Source organism: Paenibacillus sp. NRS-1781 (genome assembly GCF_050467745.1).
In the GTDB taxonomy this organism is placed as follows: domain Bacteria; phylum Bacillota; class Bacilli; order Paenibacillales; family Paenibacillaceae; genus Paenibacillus; species Paenibacillus terrae_A.
Map to the genome: position 1 here is coordinate 78,741 of NZ_JBITPI010000015.1, position 26,092 is coordinate 104,832.

Here is a 26,092-nt window from a genome sequence, read left to right on the forward strand (position 1 = left end):
CTTTATTCGGACAAAGCCTTTAGCTTGTCCACCAGCTTATGCAGCGCCGTTCGGATTTCCCCAGCCGTGACATCGTAATCTTCACGCGAACCGCCGAACGGATCGGAAATATCAAAGCCCGGAATACGTTGGCACAGTTCGATCATCCGCTCGCGCTCCCGTGCCGAAAGCTCCTGACCCAGCGAACCCATCAGTTGTTGTGAAGCGTACAGGCCATCCAGCTCCTGCACATCATTCAGCACCGAATCCCGGTCCTCCACATATTCCTTGACCGTAAACACTTTGCCCACCGTTTGGGGAAAGCGCTGAATGACGTGCTGCTTATGCCCTTGGGTCAAGGTTAAAATCAGATGTGCCCACTCGGCGAGCCCACCATTCAAAGGAGTTGAGGTGATTTGATCCGAGATATTGTGGTCACGTAGCACCGCCTCTGCATGTCGGGAAATGGGTGTACCTTCCATGGCGGCTACTCCCGCCGAACGCACTTCCAATCCTAGCCCGTGCTCAGTAGCCAGCTTGCGCAGCATCCCCTCAGCCATCGGACTGCGACAGGTGTTCCCTGTGCATACGAATAAGATATGTTTCAACGTCTTCACCCCCCGTATGTTGAAATAATATATAATTAAAACATAAACATAAAGCCGAACGCCAGTAAAATGGCACCGCCCACCGCTTCTCCATAGTCTCCCAGATTGCGGCTGACCCTGCGCCCTAACAGCAGTCCCAGCATCGCCATCGCTCCCCCGCAAAAGCCAAACGCCAGAACGGTCAGTACCAAGTCACTCTGGAACATGCCAAGTGACACCCCGACAGAAAAGGAGTCGAAACTCACTCCAAGTGCAAATAGCAAAAGGCCTAAGGACGAACGATGGTCCAGCACCTGTACTCCGTCCCCTTTGAAGGAATTATAAACCATATGCCCGCCCAAAAGGATGAGTAATCCCCCTGCAAAGTAGGTCGTCACATGACCCAGTAAAGAGCTCATATAATGGCCTGTGAACATACCCAGCAATGGCATCAGAATGTGAAAAAAGCCAATGACCGTGCTGATCCGCAGCACGTCCCGCAGACGTATCCCTTTCATGCCGATCCCTACGCCCAGCGATAACGCATCCATCCCCAGCGCTACAGCCATGACCAGAATCGTTACAATCTGCCCGGCATGGGCAGAGGCTGCCAGCATACTCCATCCCCCCAGTATCCGTCCGCTCTTGTACACGTTATGCGGACAAGAGGCAAAACAGTACAAGCATACGGTGAACGTGACTGTACCGGGATAAGGCGAGAGGATAACTATGATAAAAGGCTAATCCATTGCAAACGTAAACCCTGGGGACTGCATGTATGGAAAATGTTTGGATAGTGTCCGGTTCGTCCTAGAGACGGACGATCCGATGGCCCGCAGCTTTGAGCAGGCGGTTCATGACGGCGTCTCCCAACCCTTTCGGCGGACAGGCTTCCGCCAAAATATAGGTGACGCCTTCCTCATCGCAGCGGCGCAGCACGCCGTACAGGCGCTGCGCCGCCTCATGGAGTGCGTCCAGCTTGCCCAGCGTGTAAACGCACTCTCCGGCATAGCCGGCGGCATGCTCATCGAACGCGAGCACCGCCGTGCGCTCCCCCCGCGCGGACGCCTCCGCCAGCGCGGCGCGAATCCAGCCCGTCACCTCAGCGGATGACGGGCCATGCACTACGCTCAAGCGGCCTCGCGGCGCGTAGTGCGTGTACTTCATGCCCGGCGAGCGTGGTGCCGGGCTATCGGCGTCCTCGCCGGGCGAAGCGACGGCGAGCGCAGGGTCCAGCTCGATGGCGCGAGCGACCGCAGCGAGCTGCTCGGCCGTCACGCCGCCGGGGCGCAGGATGGTGACGATTCCGTCGTCACCGGCCTGCACTACCGTGGACTCCAGCCCCACCCCCGTGGGGCCACCGTCCAAAATACCGCCGATGCGGCCCTCCAGGTCCTCCCGCACATGCTGTGCAAGGGTCGGACTGGGCCTGCCCGAGCGATTGGCGCTTGGCGCAGCCAGCGGACAGCCTGCTTCTGCGATCAGACGCAGCGCTACCGGATGATCCGGCATGCGCACACCGACCGTGTCCAGCCCCGCCGTCACACGAGGCGACAGTGCTTGAGGCATCACGGGCAACACCAGCGTCAGCGGTCCCGGCCAGAACGCATCCATCAGCGCCCGCGCCGTACCATTCACTTCCGTTACCATGCCGTCCAGCTGGGCAGGATCGGAAACATGAACGATCAGCGGATTATCGGAAGGACGCCCTTTGGCGGAGAATACCGATTCTACCGCTTCTGTGCTACGCGCATCAGCGCCCAAGCCGTACACCGTCTCAGTAGGGAACGCTACCGTCTCTCCTGCTTGCAGCAGCACAGCGGCCTCACGAATGCCTTTTTCCGCCGCAATACGGGCTTGTCTGGATAACATTTCACCAGAGGATTCCCCTTCAACAACCAACCCTCTTACGTCCCACCATTTCGTATGGGAATCCGCCAACGGCGGCTTTAGCCCATGAAGCCCCTGTTCGTCCAATACCCGCTCACATTTTCCCTTCTGCACAGACTCTCCGCACATACCTTGTATTTGGTTCGATTTATCACTCATATTAGATCATCCCATATCTTATTGTCATACAGTCTCGTAGCTGTAAACCCTATATCCATTATAACATACCGGGGGCAGGCACCCGTTGTTCTCTTTTCTACAACTTACGACGATTAGGCAAAAAGACCACTCACCCATCCCCACAACCCCGTCAATGCATCCCATAGAAAAAACCGTACTTCCGGCTCCTTGTCAGCAGCATTCGTCCGTCCGCCTCCTTGGTCCGCTTTTGCCGAGACCGTTTGAGCTGCCGCTTCCCCGCTGCCTGCATCAATGAAGCACAACGGCGGAAACAACACGCACCACCAATTTTGCCCTTTGCCTTGTCCCAGCGTGACCCGAAGCGCTTCATAATCCCCTGCCGGATAGACAAGCCCACCGTACATCTTCGTCGGAAAAGGTACGTTTGCCAATTCTACTTGATGATCGTACGAGATGCCCCGTCGAGCCAGTTCCGCACCTACCAAACGGTCAATCTCGGGTAAATGAGCAGCAATCAGCACTCTGGCCTGATCCAAACTTTGCGGGTTTTCTAGCTTGCCCACCCACGCATCCATCTGTTGTACGATGGTATCCCTAATTTCACGTTTTACCAGCTGATCCTCTGGACGATCCGAATTGGCCAAAATGCGCAATCGGATCGAATCATGAGGAATGACCCCCGCTCCTGTCGTTGCCATCCCTGCTACTACAGGTCCTCTTATCGCTGGTGTCATGGCGGCATCTGTTTTTTGGCCTTCCCACGACATCAATAATATTGAAATACAAAATAGTATCATTGCAGTTTGCTTGGTCCAGCTTCTCATCCCAATCCCCCCAAACTCTATCATGTCTATCAGTCTGTCCGGTTTGGGAGAGGCTAAACCTATGAATCTCGTAAAATGTTCAAGACCATTTTTAAAACACCCACACACCCTGCATCAAGCACATGGATCTGGGCCGAAGCTTCGGAGCAATCCGCGAATACGAAAAAGCCCAGATTTCACACAATCTGGACCCTTCGTATCTCACTATTTTGCCCTCATCTTAAGCATCAAGCCTTCTTTTCCTTCGCCAAACTCACTCTGGATGGCTGTGGCAGATCGTCCTCCAGTTCCTGACCGTGGACCTTAATACTCATAACCAAGCCAATACTAGCCATGTTAATGAGCAACGACGTCCCCCCATAGCTTATAAAAGGGAGCGTAATTCCCGTCAGTGGCATGATACCCAAAAACGCGCCGATATTTTCAAAAATCTGATACAGTAGCATGGATACAATACCGACGATAAGATACGGTCCAGCACGGTCACGGCATTCCAGCGAGATCAGGATCATTCGGTGTATCAAAATAAAATATAGCAACAGCAGCACCGACGAGCCGACAAAGCCAAATTCCTCCGCTACGACCACAAAAATAGAATCCGCATACGTGTAAGGCACACGACCGGATTGCACCGAAGTCCCCTGCAAAAAGCCTTTGCCCATCATCCCGCCAGAGGCAATCGCCAGCTTGGCATTTTTGGTATGGTAAGATGCCTTTGCCGTCGCTTTTTCCGGTACCAGCCAAGGGTCCAGCCGCTCTACCCAGTGACTACGGCCAATCCCCTTCATAAAGGTATCAATCTGATCATGAAAGGAAATATAAGCTTTAAGTCCACCGCCGACCGCTACCGTAAAGATGGTAAATCCGATCAGTGCATGGGATGCCTTCACATTACCAATCCATAACATACCAATGACAATGACGATGTATCCGAGTGCATTTCCCAAGTCATTTTGCACCATGACCATAGCAAAGGGGACAAAGCTCACCAGAGCAACCGGAAGTACATCCTGAACAAAATACAGCTTGCTCTTGCGCTTCTTCATCAGCATATAAGTCAGAAAAATGATAAGAACCAGCTTGAATACCTCAGCGGGCTGAAGGTTCAAGCCACCAATTTTCAAAAAGCCCTGAGAATTGTTAACCGTACCGCCAAAAAAGCCGAGAGCGAGCAGGAATATTCCGCCTCCATATACATATAGTGATTTTTTAATAAATATTCGAAAATCGACTACCGCTATACCCAAGATCGCCACAAAACCCAATATATAATACCCGATCATCTTCCTATAGTCATTGCCGTGCTCCACAATATTCGTAGGGCCCCTGCCCGCACTATATACTGTTATGATGCTGATTGCCATCAGTAAAACCAGAATGAAGATCACCGGACCGTCAATTTTTTTCAATTTCTGAAGCATGATTTCCCCCTGAGCCGTTTCTCGGTCATACTCCTTTTATTCTAAAGGAAAGACTCGCAAAAAGAAAATGCAGCATTATTCCGCAACGCCCAGGACATGACGTTCGATTCCAGCAAGGTCTGGAACGATTAGAATCGTATTCCAATGACCTGCCTGCTCCAGCAGTCCAGCCACGTCTTTGGCCTGTCCCATGCCCAGTTCGAACCCGATCAGCCGCGGCGGGGCCTGAAGCAGCCCAAGCTGCTCCAACATCGCCCGATACGGGCCGAGCCCGTCAGGCCCGCCATCCAGAGCCATACGCGGCTCATGGTCGCGCACCTCCGGCTGCAAGCCTGCGATGTCGGCGGCCGGGATGTACGGCGGATTGGACACCAGGATGTCCACCGCCTCTCCCGCGAACGGCGCCAGCAGGTCGCCTTCGCGCAGCTCCACGGCTGCGCCGTTGGCAGTGGCGTTATGCGCCGCCATCTCCAGCGCTGCGGCGGAGATGTCCCCCGCCGCCACGCGCCAGCGGGGTCGCTCAGCCGCCAGCGTGACGGCAATCGCCCCGCTGCCCGCGCCGATATCGAGCGCCTGCGGAGCGCCGTCCGGCCACAGCCGGTCGCCGTGCTGAAGTATGGCCTCGACGAGCAGCTCTGTCTCGGGCCGCGGAATCAGCACCGATGGCGAAACCGCGAACGGACGGCCATAAAACTCCTGCCGTCCGATAATATACTGCGCCGGTTCACCCGCTGCTTTGCGGGCTATGACTGCTTCCCACGCCTCCTTCTCAGAGGTTGGGAACGGATCGCCCAGCGCAGCGTAGAACGCCGTGCCTTCCAGCCCTAGCACATGCTCCAGCAGCAGGCGGGCGTTATGCTGCGGCTCCAGCACGCCGCAGCTCCCTAAAAAAGAAGAAGCCTCAACTAAGGCTTCTCTGATACTCATACTCCGTTCCGGCGACATCCGATACACAAGATCGCATTCGTGTCCCAAAACTTAGACCTCTTGTTCCATCAAATCAGCCTGCTCTGCAATCGTGAGCGCCGATACGATTTCTTCAATCTCCCCGTTCATCACCTGATCCAGCTTGTGCATGGTCAGCCCGATGCGATGATCTGTTACACGGCTTTGCGGGAAGTTGTAGGTACGAATACGCTCACTGCGATCCCCGGTGCCTACCTTGCTCTTACGCTCGCCTGCATATTTGGCTTCCTCTTCCTGACGAAGCATATCCGAAATACGGGCACGCAAAACCTGGAGTGCCTTCTCCTTGTTGGAGTTTTGGGATTTACCGTCCTGACAGGTTGCCATAATGCCTGTTGGCATATGCGTGACACGCACCGCCGACTTGGTCGTATTAACGGACTGACCGCCAGCACCGCTGGAGCAGAACGTATCTACGCGGATATCCTTGTCGGAAATTTCAACATCCACTTCTTCGGCCTCAGGCATAACGGATACCGTAGATGTAGACGTATGAATACGTCCGCCGGATTCCGTCGTCGGAATCCGCTGTACGCGGTGTGCTCCGCTTTCAAATTTCATTTTGCTGTATGCGCCGCGTCCGTTAATCATGAAAATAACCTCTTTGAAGCCTCCGAGGTCATTCATGTTCGCGTCCATCAGCTCTACACGCCAGCCTTGGGTATCGGCATAACGAGTGTACATCCGGTACAGATCCGCCGCGAACAATGCCGCTTCGTCACCACCCGCTGCGCCACGAATCTCGATAATCACATTTTTATCATCATTCGGGTCCTTCGGCAGCAGCAAAATGCGGATTTTCTCGTCCAGCTCCCGCTTGCGGGAACTGAGCTCATCAATCTCCATTTTCACCATTTCACGCATCTCGTCGTCCAGCTTTTCGGCCTGCATCGCTTTAGCAGCGTCCAGCTCTTCAACGACAGTTTTATATTCGGTATATGCTTCATAAGCAGGCTGTAAATCAGACTGTTCTTTGGAATAATCTCTAAGTTTCTTGCTATCGTTCGCTACATCCGGATCGCAGAGCAGTTCGCTCAGTTTATCGTAGCGGTCCGCCAATGATTGCAATCGGTCCAACAAGCGATTCACCTCTTCAGTTAAATTAATATGAAGCCAGATTCAAATTCACTGGCTACAGCTCTTTATTATACCAACTAATTAACTAATTAGCTACTAAAAATACTTCTAATTCATGAATGGAATAACAACCATAATTTAATAACAAAAAGCCGCCACCGAAGTACAGGCAGCGACTACTTTATTTAGCTCAATGTTTTATACTGCAAACCTAATGTTATACATTAAAACGGAAATGCATAACGTCTCCGTCTTGTACCACATACTCCTTACCTTCCAAACGAAGCTGACCACGTTCCTTAGCCCCGTTCATAGAACCAGCAGCAACCAAATCGTTGTAGGATACAACCTCGGCACGAATAAATCCGCGTTCAAAATCCGTATGGATTACGCCTGCAGCGCCCGGCGCCTTTGTTCCTTTGTGAATGGTCCATGCGCGTACTTCCTGCACACCTGCTGTGAAATACGTATACAGACCCAACAAGCGGTAAGCGGCTTTAATCAGACGATTCAGACCGGATTCAGCCAGTCCCAGTTCCTCCAGGAACATCGCCTTGTCTTCACCTTCCAGCTCGGCAATTTCAGATTCTACTTTGGCGCTAATCGGCACTACTTCTGCATTTTCCGCTATAGCAAAATCGCGAACCTTTTGCACATATGGATTGCTGTCTGCTTCCGTTACGCCGTCTTCGCTAACATTAGCAGCGTACAGAACAGGCTTCATCGTAAGCAAATGAAGATCACGTACAATCAGTTGTTCTTCATCCGACAATTCCACGCTGCGCGCAGGCTTATCAGCATACAGTGATTCCTTGATCCGATCCAGCACTTCAACTTCCTGGGTGTATTGCTTGTTGCCACCCTTCATGTTTTTGCGGGAACGCTCAATACGCTTGTCTACGCTTTCGATATCCGCCAGAATCAGCTCCAGATTAATGGTCTGAATGTCACTGATCGGGTCGATTTTGCCGTCTACATGGGTAATGTTCTCATCTTCAAAACAACGCACCACATGTACAATCGCATCTACTTCACGAATATGAGCCAGAAACTTGTTACCCAAACCCTCGCCCTTGCTCGCGCCGCGTACAAGTCCTGCAATATCAACAAATTCAAAAGCCGTCGGCACCGTTTTGTTCGGCACAACCAGTTCAGTCAGCTTATCCAGCCGCTCATCCGGAACTTCAACGACACCCACATTCGGGTCAATCGTACAAAATGGATAGTTTGCGGATTCCGCACCCGCCTGCGTTATTGCGTTAAACAGTGTTGATTTTCCAACATTCGGAAGACCCACAATCCCCGCTTTTAAAGCCATAATCAGAACAACTCCCGTTTATATAAAATGTGCGTTATGCCATCCGTTAGTTTACCAACCCACATTATATATGAGAACCCATACATGCGGCAAGCATACGGCTGTGACTTTTCAGGATTTTGCTACATTCTCTACTTCTTCCTTTAAATCTCTTTGCTCATCTGAATATCTGTAACCCGATAGCCGGACTTGCGATACACATGCAAAGCCCGTTCATTATGCCCAAATACGTGCAAACCAATGCGGACAGCGCCCAGCCTGCGAGCTTCCTGTTCCAGGGCCCCCATCGCCAGCGTACCTAACCCCCGCTCCTGATATGAATCGTAGACGAGAATATCTAGCAGAAAAGCTTCTTTTCCTTGCACGCTATCCGTCATATTGAACCAGATATAGCCTGCTTCCTCTGGGCTCTCTATATCATCCGTATCCGAATACATCAGCATGTAAAGGTGAGCATGGGGAGTATCCAGTCTCTGTGGCAGGTATCGGGCAAAGCTTTCTGCCGCGCGTTCCGGCGCTTCTTCCACCGTCCATGTGCCAGCCTGGATTTTTTCATCAGCGTAGTCTGCCAGCGAGCGCTGCTCAAACCGTTCATATTGCTCTGCGTCCATCGGTACCAAGGTTACAATGCTGCTCATGCGTTCACCTTCTTTCTCAACCGAGTCGTGTCTTTAAGTCCTTTAATCCCAGCTACTCCAATTCCGAACATGACTGTGCGCAATTCCAGCTCCACCTGCTCCAAACGCGCCTCCAACGCCTCTCTGGAGGCAACCGCCGAGCCAAGCAAGGAACGTCCGAAACCAGCCATATCAGCGCCCAAGGCAAGTGCCTTGGCTGCATCGACGCCGTCTCTCAATCCACCACTGCCTATCAGAGCACCATTGGGCTGAGCGGCTCTGACTTCTACGATACAGTCTGCGGTGGAGTTTCCCCAATCCGCAAATGCTTCCGCCGCTGCACGGCGTACAGGATCGGGATTACGGAATTTTTCCACCTGACTCCAGCTTGTACCGCCTGCGCCCGCGACATCAATAAGAGCTACCCCCGCATCGTACAATCTCGAAGCCGTCTCACCATCTATCCCCCAGCCTACTTCCTTCACACCTACTGGCACTGAAAGCTGGCTGCACAACTCCTCAATACGTCCAAGCAATCCGCTAAAATCCAGGTTCCCTTCGGGCTGGAAAACCTCCTGCAATCCGTTCAAATGAAGTACCAGCATGTCCGCTCCGGCAATCTCCACCGCACGGCGACAGTCGTCCACACCAAATCCGTAGTTCAACTGCACCAATCCCAGATTGGCAAGGATTGGAACACTTGGTGCCAGACGGCGAACCGCAAAGGTCGGAGCCAATTCTTCCTTTTCCACCGCAGCCCGCACCGAGCCTACCCCCAGCGCCCAGCCGCGTTTCTCCGCTGTTTCTGCCAAGCGCTCATTAATCGCTCCCGTCTCGGCGCTACCACCTGTCATAGAGCTAATCAACAGTGGCGTTCGCACAGCTCGTCCCAGAAAAGTAGTGTCCAGACGTATTTCATCAAAATGCAGCTCAGGCAGAGCACAGTGTTTAAAGGCAAAGCGCTCCAGTCCATTCGTGATGCCTTGACCTGCCACGTCCTCCTGCAAACAAAGGCGGACATGCTCTATCTTCCGTTCACCTGTGCGTGCAGCAGGCAGCAAAGAACCGGATTTGCCAAAACCCTTAGGTGCTTCCGGTTTATTTTCCACATTACTCATCTATGTCCCACCTCATTTCAAGTCACTTCATGTATTTACACTGTTCTGAAAACACAAATAAGACCGCTCCCGAACACGGTAACCGATCTATCTATCGTCTACTTTTTGGTTAAGCTCTTGAAAACGGCTATTTTAAGGTACATTTATTGTATCATGAATGGAAAAATATATACACAATCAGTGAACATTTCTGCGTCCATTTGTACCTGTTTTAAGCTACGCAATGAATCATGAAAATGTTATAATGGAAGGCTGGAAAACCTCCACTTAGTGAAATATCCTGCTCAATCCCTATACGGATAAAGACTCTCCGCGCGATAAGCAGTCGATCCTGGATATCCGCGCCAAAACGACAGAAGGTGAGATTATCAATGTAGAAATGCAGCTTTTTAATAAATACGATACTGAAAAAAGAACGCTATTTTACTGGAGTAAGCAGTATTCAGGCCAATTACAGGAAGGTCAGCCATACAGCAGCTTAAAAAGATGTGTGACCATTAACATTTTAAATTACTCCTTTTTGCCCAATGAGCTATACCACAATGTGTTTCACTTGCGAGAGGATCGCACTGGAATTTCCTTGATTGACGATATTGAAGTACACTTTCTGGAGTTGCCAAAACTGAATGAGCAAGCTGTGTCTATGGAAGAGGGGGGCCTTGTCAATTGGCTGTTGTTTCTAAAAGGTACGGATCAATCCAAGTGGGAGGTACTGACGATGAAAGAGCCTGTTTTAAAGAAAGCGATGGATACCCTGGAGTTCCTAAGTCAAAACGAAGAGGCACGCAGACAGTATGAAGCACGGCAAAAGTATCTCCACGATGAAGCTTCCATGATTGAAGGGGCCACAATAAAAGGCATTGCCGCGGGAAAGAAGATAGGACAAGAAATAGGGCAAAAGGAAGGAAAGAAGGAAAGGAGGAAATGGCCCGAAATCTTCTCGCTCTTGGTATTGAATTGCCTATTATCGCTCAAGCATCAGGTCTCTCCGAAGAAGAAATCAAGGTTTTAAAGCCGCTTTAATGGGCCGAAAAAATGGGTAATCCCAGCTTCAAATGGTTGGGATTACCCAGGTCATATTAACATCCCTTATCCCTTCATTGAATCAGGCACATGTGAAATACTTTCTTGTTGTTCCTTCGTACGTCCGTTGCCGAACTTGAATATCAAAATGCCTCCGATAATGACCAGCACACCGATCAGCTTGGTAAAGGTGAACGGAATCTTTTCCAGTCCTAGCCAACCTAACCAATCCCACAGCAAAGCAGTGCCCAATTGTGCCGTTAATACGATAGAGATCGCATAAGTCGGACCCAGCAGCTTCACTCCTTGTACTAGACAGAACACCACCCCAACACCAATCATTCCACTGAACCAGTACCAGGGCTGCATATGCTGTAGTGTAAATGTATTTTTCCCTGCAAAAATAAGACTGCCGAGCAAGGAGGCTAGAAACCCCATTCCCAGCACAAGTGTGGTTGTGGCCCATGAGCCTGTTCGTTCGTTCACCTTATTATTGAATATCGTTTGCAGGCTAACAAAGGCTCCTGCGATAACCGCCAGTACAATTCCTAATAGCATGATTTCAGCTCTCCCCCGCTAGTTCTTTTACGATTGATTATGCTTCATAAATATTATGGCCTGCCAGTTGACCCAAACCTTCTCTGTCACGAATCACAATATAGCCCCGTGCTCGTTCCACCAATCCATCTGCGCTCATCTTGCGAATCACACGGTTGAGATGCCTGTAGCTGGTTCCGATTAAATTCGCCACATCTACGAGACTGGACGCCCGCAGTTCCTCATGAAAAGAAGCATCACCTTCGTCAAAAGAAACGGATAGCAGATAACTGGCCAGCCTGACTTCTACGGGATACATTAAGTTAAAGCTGGAGAAGTCGGAATCCATGCAAAACTTCCGGGTAACGATATCCAGCAAAAATTGCAGCATTGGAGCGTAGTCTCTGCCATATTTATTCATCCACTGGTGGTGAATACCGATTACATATATAGGAGACACAGCCTCCACCGTGTTGATCACGTTGCTGCTGCGAATATATTCAACATCTCCTATGATCTCAATCGGTGTTTTAAAGCAAAGAACCAGTGTTTTGCCTTCCGTTGAACTGGTATAAATCTTGACCTTGCCCTGTACCAATATGTACAGATGTTCAATGGAATCTCCTTGGGAGCACAGCTTTTCCCCTTGTTCCAAACGATGCAGCGACAAATAAGGCCGCAGTGGCTCATGTAGTATCGATTCTAACTGATGCAATTGTAAAAAATGATCCAGTTGCTCTTGATCCTGAATTTCTTTCATGCTTGGGCTCACCTTCGTTTTCTACGTTCTGGGTTCCATCTCCGAATGAAGTTCTATTTAGAGCTTCAAAATGATCACACCCGCAATCATCATGCCAATGCCTATAAATTGCGGGAGCTTCATCTTCTGCTTCACTACACCGAACCATCCGTTTATATCAACCAGGAAGGTCAGGCACAACTGGGCAATCAACAGCGCCGAGATCGTGAACGTAACCCCAATATGCTGAATAGCGGTGACTTCACTGAATATGATGATAGCTGCAAAAGCGCCACCTAAGAGATACATGGGCTTCACCTGCTTCATCTCCACCAAACTGCCATCTCGTGTAAACATCCAGACCAATGCCGCCAAAATAACACCCGTCAGTTGAGTAACCGTAGCCGCCTGCCATGTACCGATATCCTGACTAATCCGTGTATTCGCCACCCCTTGCAGCGTAATACAAGCGCCTCCCAAAAAAGCAAACAAAATTCCTCTCATAAATCGTTATTCTCCCTACCTATGTGACTTTTCTATATCAGGATTTTGTAAAATCCTCATATTTATTAAAGTATAGGTTAGTCTCACCATAAAGGACATATGTCCTGAAACAACTCCAACCATCCAACCCTTTCCTTCCGATCATTACGCTTCAATCCTGTACATTTGCGTTAATAACTAGATAATATCCCATCATAAACTGCATGTTCCGGCACGATGAAATTGAATGCAGCATTCATATAGAGGAGTTGACCGTCGTATGGCTAAACATAATCCGCTGGTATAATACGTCCCATGAGCAATATCATACCAAGCTGATTTATATTGCCAAGGGACAAGGAGATCACATCATTTTGAGCGGCTCCACGAATTTTACACCACGTAATCTGGACGATCTGAATCTGGAGAATGAATTGCGGGTGGCCGCTCCAGCGGACAGTAAGCTGACCCGACAGATTGCGGCCTATTTTGATACATTGTGGAATAACCGGGGAGCTGAATACAGTCTGGATCTGGAAGCTTACGAGGATAACTCTACATTTTGGAAAGATATACTATATCGTTTACAAGATATGTTGGGCTTTACCACATTTTAAAATTGGGAGGCACTGTTGCGTGCTTGCTTTCTTCATTCAACCTATAGCAGCGGTGAAAGCAGCCGGGCGAGTGATTCCATCAAACGCTTGAACAGACGCTTTTTCATAAATTCCTCGCGGACGATCAGGCTGGCAGACTGCAAATCCCGCTCATAATCCGCCACCATCTGCTGTACACTCTGCGTGCGGATCAACAGAGCATTGACTTCAAAATTCAGGTGGAAGCTACGCATGTCCATATTAGCCGTCCCGATGGTCGCAACCTCCCCGTCAATAATGAGGAGCTTGGAGTGAAGGAAGCCTTTTTCATACTCATATACCTTGACCCCAACCTCCAGCAACGTTTGAAAGTACGAATGGGACGCGAGGAACGGCAGCCACTTGTCCGGTTTCGCAGGAAACAGAATCCGCACGTCCAAACCGGACAGAGCCGCCATCCGCAGTGCGGTCAAAATATCTTCATCCGGGATAAAATAAGGAGTGGCAATCCATACCGATTTGCGGGCGGATGTGATCATGGAGAAGAACAAATTTTTGAGCACTCTTCGCTCATTATCCGGGCCGCTGGCAATAATCTGCACGCCTCCGTCCGTAATGGGCTCGATTTTGGGGGACAGATATTCCTTATCCAGCACCGATTCACCCGTCATATGAAGCCAGTCCTGCAAAAATATAAGTTGCAGTGTCCGCACAGCCTCGCCCTTTACGACCATGTGCGTGTCACGCCAAAAGCCGTAGGCTTTGTTGCGGCTGAGGTACTCATCCCCTACATTCAGACCGCCGATCAATCCAATATCGCCGTCAATAACCACAATTTTACGGTGATTACGGTAGTTTACACGACTGGAAAAGAAAAGAATCCGCGCTCCGCCATAAGCGACGACTTCTACCCCCGCATCCCGCATTTCCTTCAAGAAAGTCTTCGACAGCTGAATGCTGCCCACCGCATCGTACATAAACCGCACCTTGACGCCAGCTTTGGCCTTTTCGATCAAGATTTCCTGAATGCTGGTGCCAATATCATCCGACCGAAAAATGTAGTATTCCATATGGATATGATGCTCTGCCTTGCGTAGTTCCGCCAATAGTGTGGAGAAGGTTTCATCTCCGTTGTTCAAGATTTGGGTTTTCGCCGCAAAATAAATCGGGGAACGGGCCAACCTGCGTGCCAAACGCATCAGCCGCTGCTGCTCATCTGTAAAGCAGGTCAGATCGCGTTTGACGTGCATGGCATCCTTCTCAATACGGTCGTAAGCCTGCTGGTCACGCAATGCCTTTTTGTTATACTTGCGCCGTTTGAACACATTTTGCCCAAACAAAAAATAAAGAGGAAGTCCAACCACTGGCAGCAAGGCCAGCAGCAAAATCCAGGACATCGTGGTGGAAGGATTACGATTCTCCGAAAAAATAATCAGACTGATGGAGATAACCGACAGCGTAGAAAAGATACTGATGACGGTTCCTTCATTTGTGCCGATGGAATTAAACAAGCCAAAATAATAAATACCAAAAACCATAGCCGCAATTAACACGGCCAGTAAGCTTCGCCTCATAATTTACCTCGTTTCCAATGCACTATATCCTCATCAAACAGCAAGAAACAGACACTGTATATATCAACTAGATGATTCATCGTTAAAAAATAGACATCTTCATTATATTGTACATGAGCACCTTATTTCTTCCCACTTTTTTGTTAAGATTTATGAAGAAAAAAAGAATGCGTAGAAAAACTCAAAACAAAACCGGATAAAGCCGGGTTGACACTTACTTTTTTTCGTGCAAAAATAAACTAACGAACGTTAGGTAGGTGAGAATGATGGGAATGGAAGACATTCGAAAAGCCGCTCTTTTCCAATTTGCCGCCAATGGGTATGAGGGGGCATCCTTAAGCAATATTGCCACTGAGGTAGGTATTCGAAAACCTTCTATATATGCTCATTTTCAAGGCAAGGAGGATCTGTTTTTGCAGGTGGCGAGGTTCGCTTTTCAAGAGCAGAAATCACGTATTTTTGAATACTTTTCGGAACGCAGAGATCAGCCGCTGGAGCATACGCTGCATGACTTCCTGTTTTGGATGGGACAGGAATATGAGAGCAACAACACAGCCAAGTTTATGCTTCGCTTTTCCTTCTTACCACCTGTGTCCTTGTATACCGAGGTTCTGGATATTGTTAATCCTTTTCTGGAAAATATGGAGCGAAAATTAACTCGCATCCTCCGGAATGCACGAGATAGGGAATCCTTTGGACATATGGAGCCAGGGGATGTGGCTCTATCCTTCATAACACTGCTGGACGGAATCATGGTGGAACTGCTCTATAGTGGCAGCCTGAACTACCACCGGAGATTAAAAGCTGCATGGCCTATTTTTTGGCGCGGCATTACGTTGACCCCGCCTCATGAAGCGTGAAGGACAAGAACATAACGAGTGATTAATGTACAACTATTCTATATTTAAAGGGGAACGCTCATCATGAATCGCAGCTGGATTTATGTTTTTATTGGTGGCCTTATTGAGGTCGTATGGGTCTCGGGTCTCAAGCACGCAGATTCTGCACTCGCCTGGATTGTAACCGTGCTGGCTATGATCGCCAGCTTTTATTTGATCATGAAAGCGGCTAGTCGTTTGCCTGTAGGCACGGTGTACGCTGTATTTACCGGACTTGGGACAGGCGGGACGGTTGTAAGTGAAATGCTGCTGTTCGAGGAACCGTTTCAATGGTCCAAAACACTGTTAATCGCGCTCTTGCTGGCAGGTGTCGTAGGCCTGAAATTGGTTACTGACCGGGATGCTCAGGAAGGGAGTGGCGCATAATGGCTTGGATTGCATTGGTTATCGCGGGATGCTCGGAAGTGTTTGGAGTCATTGGCATGAAAGGAGTTACGGTCGGCAAGGGCTGGAAGGCATTCATGCTCATGTTTCTATCTTTTGTCATTAGTTTCTCGCTGCTCAGCTACGCTATGAAGAGTTTGCCTATGGGAACTTCCTACGCGGTATGGACAGGCATCGGAACGGTCGGCAGCACGATTACAGGCATGTTCTTGTACGGTGAACAAAAAAGCGTATTGCGTGTCTTGTTCATCGCTATGATTCTTGCCGCAGCATTGGGTTTAAAGCTGATTTCTTAGCATTTTGCATAAATCCAAAGAGCGGCTTTCAATCAGCAATCGTATAGATCGGGATGATCCTGTCCGTCTATATATTGTACTCAGGTGCGAATGGAATCGAATGGCGCAAATTGCTGATCTTAAAAGGAGTGATGCCTTGTGATTACCACTGTAACGCTTAACGCGGCTGTGGATAAAATCTACACGGTTGCAGGCTTCGGTCTGAATGCCGTCCACCGGATCGAGGGCGGCCTGACGGTGCCGGGCGGCAAAGGCGTGAATGCCGCCCGCGTCATTCGCACTTTGGGCGAGCCTGTGCGGGCGACAGGGTTTGCCGCCGGACACACCGGACGGCTGCTCATCGACGGGTTGAGCGCGGAAGGCGTAAGCGCCGATTTCATCGAAACGGCGCAGGGGGAAACCCGTCTCGCCATTACCGTGCTCGACCCGTCCACACGCACGCAGACCGAGCTGATCGAAAGCGGCCCAACTATCGGGCCGTCTGAGCTGGCCGCGCTGCGGCGCAAGATCACGACCCTTGCCGCGGACTCGGCTTGGGTCGTGTTCTCGGGTAGCCTGCCTCCGGGCTGCCCGCCGGATCTGTACGCCGAGCTATGCACGCTGGCGAAGGCGCGCGGTGCGCGAGTGGCGCTGGACGCGAGCGGCGAGGCCTTGCGCCTGGGGCTGCGCGGAAGGCCCGACCTCGTGAAGCCTAACGAGGTCGAGGCCGCCCGCTTCGCCGGCATCGAGGCAGCGGGCGCGGATGCCGCTGATGCGGCGGCAGCGCAGCTGCTGGAGGCCGGAGCGCAGCTGGCCGTCATCTCGCTCGGCGCGCGCGGAGCGCTGGCGGTGACGCGTGATGCGCGCTACCGCGTGAGCCTGCCGGACGCGGACATTGTCAGCGCGCTCGGCAGCGGTGACGCCATGGTCGCCGGGCTGGTCACCGGCGCGGTGGCGGGGCTGGAGCTCCCGGCCATGCTACGGCGGGGAGCGGCCTGCGGCACGGCGGCGGCTTTGCACGCCATGGCCGGAAAGATCGAGCTCCAAGACGTGCAACGTCTGGAGCAGGGTATTACAGTGACGCTGTTGTAATCAGTGTCACTTTTTTTCATCCAATCCAAATATTCGTTTGTTCGATGTTGCGAATATTGGATGCTCCGAATGTCCTGTTCCCCGACTGACTTACAGAAAAACCCTGTTTTCTAGTATATTTTTCATACAAATATGCGACTTCGAAGGGCCAAATTTCACCAGTGAATCCTGAAACCCTGCAATTTCCTCTACCGACGCAGTTTGTACCTTGATGAGATAATTAAATTCCCCGCTGATGCGAAATAAATCGGTGACTTCCTTCGCTTCTCTACAAAAATCAACCAACTCTTGGCAATGCTCTGTCTTTAATAGAATAAACGTGGTCGTTCCCCGATTCAGCTCACGTAAATTAAATACGGTGCTATAACCGGAAATAATCCCTCGATCCTCCAGCTTGATCATTCTTTCTTTAACAGACGGTTGAGACATCGAGATTTCTTTACTGATTTGGGAAATAGATATCCGGGCGTCATGCTGAAGCAACTGCATAATTTTGTGGTCAATATCGTCTATATGATGATGCATATCAAGCACCTCCTGTTTTAGTTTTAAAAAGTAATGTTTTTTATACAAATTAACTTTTATTCAATCACTAATATAGTATAAACTCCTCATTTTTCATATATATGAACTGTATTATTAACCATATAATAAGGTTAACTTATATATAAGGGGAGATTCTGAATGAGCGTGAAGGGTCTTGCACATGTGGCAATCCAAGCTCAGGATTATCAAGCAACCATTGCATTTTATACGGAGGTGTTGGGTTTTAAAAGAGGGCATCATTGGAGTCTGCCGTCCTTTCAAATTCGGGAAGCTTCCATGCTCATTTCACCCGATCAAAGGACCTGTCTTGAAATTTTTGATAACGATGCAGTCATTCCCGCTCAGGGAAAAAAAGCTTCCTCGGAGGATGAAATTGCCCATGGTGCTTTGCTGCACTTCGCATTTTACGTGGATAATGTAAACGAAATATACCAAAAAGCCCTTGCTTATGGAGCAAGAACCTTTGTAGAACCGGATCAGCTCACGCTTGGTGAACCCCCTCTGGTGGTAAAAAATGCTGTGATCTATAGCCCCAATGGCGAGGTCATCGAATTTATCGAGGATGTAGATTTTGATATGGATTTTTCATATTTCACTTAACCCTGATCTATGATCCATCCGGAAGAATTAAAACGATTTTAATAAAGGACCGATATATTGATAAGCTACCTTTTTCACCAGCATGGATGGGCACGAAATTATATTTAATATTAAGTTGTGCAAAGGAGTAGATTATCATCTCAATTGATTTCAATGTGTATTGGTTTCATTTTAGCTCCGAGCTGCTGATGCCGTTCTTCTGCTTGCTTGGATTAGTACTCATCTATTTTGGATTCAGGACCATCCGCCGCCATCGCTACCGCAAACGCCATTGGGTTCGCACCAAGGGGCAAATCGTGGATGCGCATATCGAGGTCGACGTTGATGTCGTTCCCTTTGACCGTGATGATCCGATAGATACCAGCTACACCCGCCGATTGAAGGTGCGCTTCTACACCAATTCAGGTGAAGTCGTAGAATTCTGGAATCCTTATAGCACCAATCTGAGCTTCAACCGGGTTGGCAGAAAGATTAACGTATTATACAATCCGGCGAACCCGCGGGATGCCCTAATCGCAGGCGGTGTAAATGGGGCAGGCTGTCTTGCCTTTATGCTGTTTATGATCGGTATTCCCTTCGCTTTAACCGGGGTATTCGCTTTATTGAAATTTTTCTTGTAACAAGGTTTGGATCATATGCTGTTCATGAAATTTACCGCCATATAAATAGCCAGACCTAAAATAATCAAGGACGATATTTTATTGAGCATGATGCCGAATCTTCCTTCTGATCCATACGTCCTACAAGACGGCCGGCCGTCGCCAAACCAATAAACCATATCCACGACACCGACACGGCGGCCAGTCCCCCTGGTTAAACACAAATACATTTTGAACCCCTAAGGGCAAAATCAGCCCTAATGCCAATAAAACGGCATGGATAAAAGCTTCTAGCATGTTATGTACTCCCCCAAAAATCATTACCTTCCCTCTCTCTCATCTTTCGATATTTCCTTCCTGTCCTTGATGTGATTATCGCTCTGAATTTCCTGATTTTTCTGCACATCCTTTAAATCTTGTATGTGCTCCAAACGATTTACTGTAAGCTGATAATCCCGAGGGTTGTTCATATTAAAGACAGATTGCTGCCACATTTCTAGGCTCGTCCCCGGACAATCGTTCGCTGTCACATTACGAACGTTCAGTAGGTCCAGCCAGTCAATCAGACGCAGACGACCATTACGCAGACATTGCTCGGCGGACGGCAGCACACTTCGATGATACATGCCCAGCAACGGATGTATACGCCCATCCACAGAAGTGATTACCGCTTGTAATGCTGATTCCGTTGGCCGGTTCAACAAGCCATTTCCACCCTTCAGTGCTTGCTCCCCTTCCGCTTCTTGTTTCCTTTGGTCACTGGTTGTCTTTTGCACCGCTGCCCAGTCCATTGTATGGGTAATCAAGGCACGCAATACCTCTGGCTGCACGAAGGGCATATCACAGGCGACGACAATCCCCCACTCCGTTTTGGAAGCAGAAAGCCCCGCATGGATGCCGCTCAAAGGCCCCAAGCCAGGATACAGGTCTGTCGTCGTTTCCAGTCCAAACCGTCTATACTGCTGCGTATCTAGGGCCACGACGATAACTCGTTGCGCTACTTGCCCTAGCACAGCAGATATTCTCTCCAGTACTGTAACTCCCCCAAGCTGGAGCATCGCTTTATCCTGTCCCATTCTGCTAGATCGTCCGCCTGCTACGATAATTCCAGTCACCTCCACCATCACCATTAAACCTCCTTTTCCCAGATAAACTCTATCATTAATTATGAATGATTACAGAACCGTTGGCTTATACTCACTCAGGTGGATTTCAAAAACAGAAACGGACGATAACACACCTGTCTCAGGATCAACTTCATGATCCAGCATCCATTTCTGTTCCACGTAGTGACTTATGCCCTATTTTCGCCTGCCAACACTGAAATTTGTTTAAAACCATAGCAACTGAATATAAATAAATACATATTACATAATTGTTAATTTATTGGTTTGTTAACCCTTTCAACACATGATACATTGAATAGAGAATCTTCCCATAGATCGGCATCCTATGCTTTATTCTCTACCGGGCTAAGAAAGGAATGGCTTGCCTTGCAAAATAGAGAAATTCAAGAGACTCCTCTATACTCCTTAAAGCTGTACAATTTTTTTCTGTATGGAGCCATGGTCATTTTCTCCAGCTTCTTCCCGTTGTATCTGCAAGAGATCGGCATGGACAAGCTTGAGATCGGGAGCCTGATGGCGATTGGGCCTTTTGTATCGGTATTCGCGAATCCCTTCTGGGGATATACCAGTGACCGAAGCCGTAATCTTCGGCGTATTTTGCTGTTTATGATTACAGGTACATTGCTGCTACTGCAAGCTTTATTTCATGTCCATACGTATGTCATGATTTATGTGTCGATGATCGGTTTTTATTTCTTCCAAAGTCCTTTGTTCGCCCAAAGTAACAGTCTCATTCTCAGCTACATTGAGGGCACGGACCGGAAATTCGGCTCCTTTCGCATATGGGGCTCCTTCGGCTGGGCTGTAACGGCGGCACTAGCTGGCCTGATCATTGACCAAACGGGAATATCCAGTATATCCACCATCTTTACTGTACTGCTTTTGGCTGCCCTGATCTGTACTCTGGCGATTCCACCCCTGAAAAGCAGCGTTGAAACGGCAACCATTCATTTGCGTGGCTTTGGCAGCATTTTATTGAACGGATACTTTATATCTTTCATTTTGTTGGGTATCTTGGTATCCATTCCGAATTCGATCAACAGCGCCTTTATGTCCCTGTATATCACCGAGCTGGGCGGGTCCAAGCTGATGCTGGGTTTTGCTGTCTTTATGTCATCGATATTCGAAATTATTGTTTTTTTGCTGTTCGACCGCTTCTTGAAGAAAAAAATGACAGTGATGGTCGGCTGTCTGGCCCTTGTCAGCTTGCTGTTTGCTTTACGTTGGGAGCTCATGGCCTTGGCCACGGACCCGATTCAGATCGTGTTCATTCAGGCACTTCATTGCGTCACCTTCGGTGGATATTTCTATGTAGGCACCCAGTTGACCGTCCTGTTCACACCGGTAGCTTACCGCTCATCCGGGCAGGCCGTATATACGTTAACGTGGAGCGGGATATCTGGCATCGTAGCAGGCTTTGCAGGAGGTTGGCTGTTTCAGAATTTCGGTGGCGAAATGATGTACAATGCAGGTGTCTTCTTTGCCTTGCTCGGCTTTATAGGATTTGCCATCATGTGGTATATGCTGTACAAGAACGGCTACAAGCCCTGTCATGCCGAAGACCACAAGCAAGCAGAAGAAGCCCCTTAACAATACCCGGGAATGGAACACCCTGTTCTTCTCCTGCTTGCCCCTTACAAACAGGGATGTCTAGTATCGCCAACTATCACTATATATGAAGCCCGTGAGCGTAAAGTAAAGGAGTCTGCCGATGGCAGACTCCTTTTTGACTTGGTCACTCGAGGCCACCATTCGTCCCACGCTGTCCAATAACTATTGCTTGGGCAATTGGAAAGAGCTTTTCAGTGACACCACACGGTTAAATACAGGCTCACCCGGCTTGGAAAGCTTTGGATCGACACTAAAATAACCATGACGGAAAAATTGGAACTTGTCCTGCGATTGTGCTTCCTTCATATTCGGCTCGACAAAGCCGTGAGCAATTTCCAGAGAGTTTGGATTCAATTGGTCGAGGAAGGTTTTTTCTGTTCCATCCTCTTCAATCGCTTCCGGGTCTTCTGCGTTAATCAAAGGCTCATACAGGCGGAATTCAGCAGGAACGGCCTGAGTAGCCTCCACCCAATGGATGGTGCCTTTGACTTTACGTCCGGTAAAGCCGGACCCGCTCTTGGTTTCTATATCGTAGGTACAATGGATTTCCGTTACATGACCATCCGCATCCTTAATGACATCGTTACATTTGATGAAATAAGCATGCTTGAGGCGTACTTCATTGTTAGGGAACAGGCGGAAGTATTTGCTCGGCGGATTCTCCATGAAATCCTCACGCTCGATATAAATCTCACGCGAAAACGGAATTTGACGTGTGCCCAGCTCCGGATTTTCCGTGTTGTTTTCCGCTTCCAGCATTTCAACCTGACCTTCAGGATAGTTCGTAATGATCACCTTCAACGGATCAATGACCGCCATCGTACGAGGTGCCTGTAGCTTCAAGTCCTCACGTGCAAAATGCTCCAGCACTTGCAGGTCGATCACGCCGTAGGCTTTGGAAATGCCTGTCTCATATACAAAGCTGCGGATCGCTTCTGGCGTATAGCCACGACGGCGCAAACCGGAAATCGTTGGCATACGCGGATCATCCCAGCCGTCTACATGCTTCTCATCTACCAGAAGCTTGAGCTTACGCTTGCTGGTTACAGTTTGAGCCAGGTTCAGCCGTCCAAATTCGTATTGGTGCGGTACCTTTTCCATCTCACATTCGGCTACAACCCAATCGTACAGCGGACGCTGATCCTCAAACTCCAGCGAACAGAGTGAGTGCGTTACACCCTCGATGGCATCCTCCAGCGGATGGGCGTACGAATACATCGGGTAAATGCACCATTTGTCACCCGTGTTGTGATGCTCGGTATGCGAAATACGGTAAATCACCGGATCACGTAAATTAATGTTTCCCGAAGCCATATCAATTTTGGCACGCAGCACCTTTTCACCGTTTTGGTATTTCCCTGCACGCATTTCTTCGAACAGCTTGAAATTTTCCTCCACGCTACGTTCACGGTAAGGACTGTTTTGCCCCGGTTCGGTCAGTGTGCCACGAGTTTCGCGGATTTGATCCGCGCTTTGATCGTCCACGTAGGCTTTCCCCTTTTGGATCAGCAGAACGGCGCGCTTGTACATTTCGTCAAAATAGTTGGAGGCAAAATGTTTTTCCTCCCATTCATAACCGAGCCACTTCACGTCCTCCTGAATGGAGTTTACGTATTCCGTGTCTTCCTTCGCCGGATTCGTATCGTCAAAACGCAGGTTCGTGCGTCCTCCAAATTCATCTCCCAGCGAGAAATTGATCCAGATGGCTTTGGCATGTCCAATGTGCAAATATCCGTTCGGCTCCGGTGGAAAGCGTGTAACAACTTCCTTTACCTTACCCGTACGTAAATCCTCTTCAATGACATTCTTAATAAAATTGGGGGGAGTGATCGGCTTCTCCACGCTAATCAACCTTTCTTCCGTGTAATCTGTACAAAATTGGTTCCCTTAAATATACCCTTTCACACCGCATAACTCAATAAAACGAAAAACCTTATGCCCTCTTCAGCCCAAAAAGTAACAAGTTATGAAAAAGAGTTAACATTTCTGACAAATAAATTCGTTATAGTGTATATATCTTTTATTTTACCCGGAAAAGGAGAACCCACCCGTGTTTAAGCTACTCATCGTGATCCTGCTGTCTATGCTTTTGTCCTCTTCCGGTATAATTTCCGGTCATCCTTCACCGGCTCCGGCACCTGAACCCATACAATCTCGTCCGTTAGCCGTCGCTCCTGAAGACTCATCCGTAAAATTGTATGTTGAGGAGCCGTCCCAAGGGCTATTTCACATAGCCACGCTGGAAATCGGCCAGCAGCGTCGTACATTCGCATGGTCAGGCTCAGCAGATGTCGCCACCGCACCACAGTTGTACTATACGGATGTAAACGGCGATGGCGTTCACGAAGCTGTAGTCATCCTGACCCGCGCTTCAGGCACGGGTGTCGAATTGCAGGAGCTTCATATCGTCAACGCACAGACCATGGAAGAGTATGCGGTTGAATCGGCGGCAGACGCCGTATCTCAGCGTGTCCATAGCAGTGTGGAGCTGCGTGACCATAACCGGCAGGTGCATATTGCAGTTACGATTGATGGCATCACACACACGATCGATCCCAAAGCATCGGCGTTTTACGATGATCCAGCCCATTTTACAGACCACCTCGATTTCAGCTCTGTCGTCATGTATGATGCCGAACAACGTCCTCTGCGCGCCACCGTATCCGGCAGCGTATCCCCAACCGAATTTGTAGGGGATTTGGAGCTGAAGTATGTATATGAGCATGGACGGTTCCGGGTGGGACCTATTGAGTTTGCAGCTTCCTCTCCGTTTTGACGACTCTCTCAGAATAAGGTAGCATGGGATTAAATGCTAGACTGGCTGGTTTAGCGATTTTCCGAGTGAAAGAGGGGATCAATCATGTTTACATACGCGTTGGACGAACGCACAGTCCTTCGTCCGCTCACCAAGGAGCATGTGCAGCCTCTGTTTGAGCTGATCGAAATGTCCCGTGACCGCCTGCGTCAGTGGCTTCCATGGGTGGATTCCACCACGGAAATCAGCCACACAGAGCAGTTCGTGCAGAGCGCCTTGAAGCAAGCCGCAGAGAACGGGAGTGTGACCGCTGGAATCTGGTTGGACAACGAGCTGGCTGGCATCATCAGCTACCATGAAATCAATTGGACTCATCGTTCGGTCAGCATTGGATACTGGCTTGGACACGGTTACGAAGGACAAGGTCTTATGACCAGCGCATGCCGCGTATTCATCGAGTATGCACTGATAGAGCTGGACCTGCACCGGATCGAAATCCGTTGCGCCACCACCAACCGTCGTAGCCGGGGGATCCCGGAACGTCTGGGCTTCGTGCTCGAAGGTATTATCCGCGAAGTGGAGCTGCTGCCCGACGGCTATATGAACCATGCTGTGTACGGCATGCTCCAGAGCGAGTGGAAACAGCTTCGGTAATCTTGCATCATAAGGAATAGCGCCGCAACCCGTTTAGGGTCTGCGGCGCTATTCCTTATGAACGGCTTATAGGAGACTATAAGAAGCTGATTGCGCTATAGAATCCATGTCTATTTTAAGAAATAGGCCATTAACACATCGTCCACGAATTGGCCTGCTATGTAAAACTCCTCATGCAAGCGTCCTTCGATCGAGAATCCGCATTTTTCATAAAACATTAGGGCCTCCGTGTTGCACGAGAGTACCCGCAAGCTTAACTTGCGAATGCCCTCAGCGGCTGCGATATCCTTCATGGCATTCATAAGCGCCATCCCAATACCTTTGCGGTGATAGGCTGGATGCACGGCTATATTTATTTCCAACACATGGCAATTACTAGCCAATAGCGTTGGAGAACGAAATCCGATATAACCGCATAGTACTCCCTGTTCGATAGCGACCAGTTGAGAGCCCGGAGGCGTATTGCGCAAAAACTCCCCACGCGACTTCCATGACAGCGAGGCGGGGGCCGTTCGTTCATTCCATACCAATTCATCCAGCGCAATCAGATCAGGAGCATCCTTCATCTCCGAATGACGTATCGTCAGGGGTTGACTTGTAAGCAAATTCTTTCAATCCTTCCTGTGAAGGCTTTCCTGAAGTATAGGCAACAACCATTCG

27 protein-coding genes and 3 pseudogenes are annotated in these 26,092 nt (G+C 49.4%); 11 read left to right on the forward strand and 19 right to left on the reverse strand.

Features of this window, described 5'->3' with window-relative positions; translation table 11 throughout:
* Positions 1 to 2 precede the first annotated feature (2 nt).
* From ACIFO6_RS04975 to fni, 10 genes are all read right to left on the reverse strand, one after another.
* Positions 3 to 587, reverse strand: a complete 585-nt coding sequence (locus ACIFO6_RS04975) for a low molecular weight protein arginine phosphatase (RefSeq protein WP_430038667.1) — start codon at positions 585 to 587, stop codon at positions 3 to 5.
* 35 nt (positions 588 to 622) lie between these two features.
* The gene (locus tag ACIFO6_RS04980; protein WP_430038669.1) at positions 623 to 1,183 is read right to left on the reverse strand and encodes a manganese efflux pump MntP family protein; all 561 of its coding nucleotides are present in this window, start codon (positions 1,181 to 1,183) and stop codon (positions 623 to 625) included.
* A 193-nt stretch (positions 1,184 to 1,376) separates the two neighbouring features.
* Entirely contained in the window at positions 1,377 to 2,615 is a 1,239-nt protein-coding gene (locus ACIFO6_RS04985) for an L-threonylcarbamoyladenylate synthase (RefSeq protein WP_430038671.1), read from the reverse strand.
* A gap of 113 nt (positions 2,616 to 2,728) precedes the next feature.
* On the reverse strand, positions 2,729 to 3,421 hold the full coding sequence (gene spoIIR / locus ACIFO6_RS04990) for a stage II sporulation protein R (protein ID WP_430038673.1): 693 nt from the start codon (positions 3,419 to 3,421) through the stop codon (positions 2,729 to 2,731).
* Between the two features lie 227 nt (positions 3,422 to 3,648).
* On the reverse strand, positions 3,649 to 4,842 hold the full coding sequence (locus ACIFO6_RS04995; protein ID WP_430038675.1) for an FtsW/RodA/SpoVE family cell cycle protein: 1,194 nt from the start codon (positions 4,840 to 4,842) through the stop codon (positions 3,649 to 3,651).
* Between the two features lie 75 nt (positions 4,843 to 4,917).
* Positions 4,918 to 5,817, reverse strand: coding sequence for a peptide chain release factor N(5)-glutamine methyltransferase (gene prmC, locus ACIFO6_RS05000; RefSeq protein WP_430038677.1), 900 nt, complete (start codon positions 5,815 to 5,817; stop codon positions 4,918 to 4,920).
* A gap of 3 nt (positions 5,818 to 5,820) precedes the next feature.
* The gene (gene prfA / locus ACIFO6_RS05005) at positions 5,821 to 6,888 is read right to left on the reverse strand and encodes a peptide chain release factor 1 (RefSeq protein WP_430038678.1); all 1,068 of its coding nucleotides are present in this window, start codon (positions 6,886 to 6,888) and stop codon (positions 5,821 to 5,823) included.
* Positions 6,889 to 7,102: 214 nt separating this feature from the next.
* Positions 7,103 to 8,203 (reverse strand): redox-regulated ATPase YchF, encoded by a 1,101-nt coding sequence (gene ychF / locus ACIFO6_RS05010; RefSeq protein WP_430038680.1) that lies wholly within the window; start codon positions 8,201 to 8,203, stop codon positions 7,103 to 7,105.
* 143 nt (positions 8,204 to 8,346) lie between these two features.
* On the reverse strand, positions 8,347 to 8,841 hold the full coding sequence (locus ACIFO6_RS05015; RefSeq protein ID WP_430038682.1) for a GNAT family N-acetyltransferase: 495 nt from the start codon (positions 8,839 to 8,841) through the stop codon (positions 8,347 to 8,349).
* Positions 8,838 to 9,938: a type 2 isopentenyl-diphosphate Delta-isomerase gene (fni, locus tag ACIFO6_RS05020; RefSeq protein WP_430038684.1), complete on the reverse strand. Its 1,101-nt coding sequence runs from the start codon at positions 9,936 to 9,938 to the stop codon at positions 8,838 to 8,840. Before fni ends, ACIFO6_RS05015 begins: the two co-directional genes overlap by 4 nt.
* Before the next feature lie 248 nt (positions 9,939 to 10,186).
* Between fni and ACIFO6_RS05025 the strand changes: the two are divergent.
* A pseudogene (locus ACIFO6_RS05025) lies at positions 10,187 to 10,961 on the forward strand (Rpn family recombination-promoting nuclease/putative transposase); the annotation flags it as partial.
* A 66-nt stretch (positions 10,962 to 11,027) separates the two neighbouring features.
* On the opposite strand, the gene ACIFO6_RS05030 reads toward ACIFO6_RS05025, so the two are convergent.
* The 3 genes from ACIFO6_RS05030 to ACIFO6_RS05040 are packed head-to-tail and all read right to left on the reverse strand — an operon-like array spanning position 11,028 to position 12,741.
* Entirely contained in the window at positions 11,028 to 11,519 is a 492-nt protein-coding gene (locus ACIFO6_RS05030; RefSeq protein ID WP_430038686.1) for a DMT family transporter, read from the reverse strand.
* Between the two features lie 37 nt (positions 11,520 to 11,556).
* Positions 11,557 to 12,258 (reverse strand): Crp/Fnr family transcriptional regulator, encoded by a 702-nt coding sequence (locus tag ACIFO6_RS05035; protein WP_430038687.1) that lies wholly within the window; start codon positions 12,256 to 12,258, stop codon positions 11,557 to 11,559.
* Between the two features lie 57 nt (positions 12,259 to 12,315).
* Positions 12,316 to 12,741, reverse strand: a complete 426-nt coding sequence (locus tag ACIFO6_RS05040) for a DMT family transporter (protein ID WP_430038689.1) — start codon at positions 12,739 to 12,741, stop codon at positions 12,316 to 12,318.
* A 272-nt stretch (positions 12,742 to 13,013) separates the two neighbouring features.
* Between ACIFO6_RS05040 and ACIFO6_RS05045 the strand changes: the two are divergent.
* A pseudogene (locus tag ACIFO6_RS05045) lies at positions 13,014 to 13,337 on the forward strand (phospholipase D-like domain-containing protein); the annotation flags it as partial.
* A gap of 41 nt (positions 13,338 to 13,378) precedes the next feature.
* Here ACIFO6_RS05045 and cls read toward each other — a convergent pair.
* Positions 13,379 to 14,890 (reverse strand): cardiolipin synthase, encoded by a 1,512-nt coding sequence (cls, locus tag ACIFO6_RS05050; protein WP_430038691.1) that lies wholly within the window; start codon positions 14,888 to 14,890, stop codon positions 13,379 to 13,381.
* A 266-nt stretch (positions 14,891 to 15,156) separates the two neighbouring features.
* On the opposite strand from cls, the gene ACIFO6_RS05055 reads away from it, so the two are divergent.
* The 4 genes from ACIFO6_RS05055 to ACIFO6_RS05070 all read left to right on the forward strand — a co-directional run bounded on the left by ACIFO6_RS05055 (position 15,157) and on the right by ACIFO6_RS05070 (position 17,540).
* Positions 15,157 to 15,750: a TetR/AcrR family transcriptional regulator gene (locus ACIFO6_RS05055; RefSeq protein ID WP_430039054.1), complete on the forward strand. Its 594-nt coding sequence runs from the start codon at positions 15,157 to 15,159 to the stop codon at positions 15,748 to 15,750.
* Positions 15,751 to 15,813: 63 nt separating this feature from the next.
* Positions 15,814 to 16,155 (forward strand): DMT family transporter, encoded by a 342-nt coding sequence (locus tag ACIFO6_RS05060; RefSeq protein ID WP_430038693.1) that lies wholly within the window; start codon positions 15,814 to 15,816, stop codon positions 16,153 to 16,155.
* Positions 16,155 to 16,469, forward strand: coding sequence for a DMT family transporter (locus ACIFO6_RS05065; protein WP_430038695.1), 315 nt, complete (start codon positions 16,155 to 16,157; stop codon positions 16,467 to 16,469). The genes ACIFO6_RS05060 and ACIFO6_RS05065 overlap by 1 nt, the downstream gene beginning before the upstream one ends.
* A gap of 138 nt (positions 16,470 to 16,607) precedes the next feature.
* A complete protein-coding gene (locus ACIFO6_RS05070; protein ID WP_430038697.1) occupies positions 16,608 to 17,540 on the forward strand; it encodes a 1-phosphofructokinase family hexose kinase in 933 nt (310 codons plus the stop codon).
* Positions 17,541 to 17,630: 90 nt separating this feature from the next.
* Here ACIFO6_RS05070 and ACIFO6_RS05075 read toward each other — a convergent pair whose 3' ends face one another.
* Positions 17,631 to 18,065, reverse strand: a complete 435-nt coding sequence (locus ACIFO6_RS05075; protein ID WP_430038699.1) for an Lrp/AsnC family transcriptional regulator — start codon at positions 18,063 to 18,065, stop codon at positions 17,631 to 17,633.
* A gap of 159 nt (positions 18,066 to 18,224) precedes the next feature.
* Here ACIFO6_RS05075 and ACIFO6_RS05080 point away from each other — a divergent pair, with 159 nt between their 5' ends.
* On the forward strand, positions 18,225 to 18,686 hold the full coding sequence (locus ACIFO6_RS05080; protein WP_430038701.1) for a VOC family protein: 462 nt from the start codon (positions 18,225 to 18,227) through the stop codon (positions 18,684 to 18,686).
* Between the two features lie 155 nt (positions 18,687 to 18,841).
* Positions 18,842 to 19,306, forward strand: coding sequence for a DUF3592 domain-containing protein (locus ACIFO6_RS05085; protein WP_430038703.1), 465 nt, complete (start codon positions 18,842 to 18,844; stop codon positions 19,304 to 19,306).
* 174 nt (positions 19,307 to 19,480) lie between these two features.
* Here the strand turns inward: ACIFO6_RS05085 and ACIFO6_RS05090 are convergent.
* Positions 19,481 to 19,582: pseudogene (locus tag ACIFO6_RS05090) on the reverse strand (LysE/ArgO family amino acid transporter); the annotation flags it as partial.
* Between the two features lie 23 nt (positions 19,583 to 19,605).
* Positions 19,606 to 20,409 carry a molybdenum cofactor guanylyltransferase gene (gene mobA / locus ACIFO6_RS05095; RefSeq protein ID WP_430038704.1) on the reverse strand — a complete coding sequence of 268 codons (804 nt, stop codon included), beginning with the start codon at positions 20,407 to 20,409 and terminating at the stop codon, positions 19,606 to 19,608.
* A 369-nt stretch (positions 20,410 to 20,778) separates the two neighbouring features.
* On the opposite strand from mobA, the gene ACIFO6_RS05100 reads away from it, so the two are divergent.
* The gene (locus tag ACIFO6_RS05100) at positions 20,779 to 22,002 is read left to right on the forward strand and encodes an MFS transporter (RefSeq protein WP_430038705.1); all 1,224 of its coding nucleotides are present in this window, start codon (positions 20,779 to 20,781) and stop codon (positions 22,000 to 22,002) included.
* A gap of 183 nt (positions 22,003 to 22,185) precedes the next feature.
* On the opposite strand, the gene ACIFO6_RS05105 is transcribed toward ACIFO6_RS05100, so the two are convergent.
* Positions 22,186 to 23,865, reverse strand: a complete 1,680-nt coding sequence (locus tag ACIFO6_RS05105; RefSeq protein WP_430038707.1) for a glutamine--tRNA ligase/YqeY domain fusion protein — start codon at positions 23,863 to 23,865, stop codon at positions 22,186 to 22,188.
* A 208-nt stretch (positions 23,866 to 24,073) separates the two neighbouring features.
* On the opposite strand from ACIFO6_RS05105, the gene ACIFO6_RS05110 reads away from it, so the two are divergent.
* Together ACIFO6_RS05110 and ACIFO6_RS05115 are read left to right on the forward strand one after the other, a co-directional pair.
* Positions 24,074 to 24,799, forward strand: a complete 726-nt coding sequence (locus ACIFO6_RS05110; RefSeq protein ID WP_430038709.1) for a copper amine oxidase — start codon at positions 24,074 to 24,076, stop codon at positions 24,797 to 24,799.
* An 84-nt stretch (positions 24,800 to 24,883) separates the two neighbouring features.
* Positions 24,884 to 25,432 (forward strand): GNAT family N-acetyltransferase, encoded by a 549-nt coding sequence (locus ACIFO6_RS05115; RefSeq protein WP_430038711.1) that lies wholly within the window; start codon positions 24,884 to 24,886, stop codon positions 25,430 to 25,432.
* A 110-nt stretch (positions 25,433 to 25,542) separates the two neighbouring features.
* Here the strand turns inward: ACIFO6_RS05115 and ACIFO6_RS05120 are convergent, their stop codons facing one another.
* Positions 25,543 to 26,037, reverse strand: a complete 495-nt coding sequence (locus ACIFO6_RS05120) for a GNAT family N-acetyltransferase (protein WP_044646190.1) — start codon at positions 26,035 to 26,037, stop codon at positions 25,543 to 25,545.
* Positions 26,038 to 26,092 lie beyond the last annotated feature (55 nt).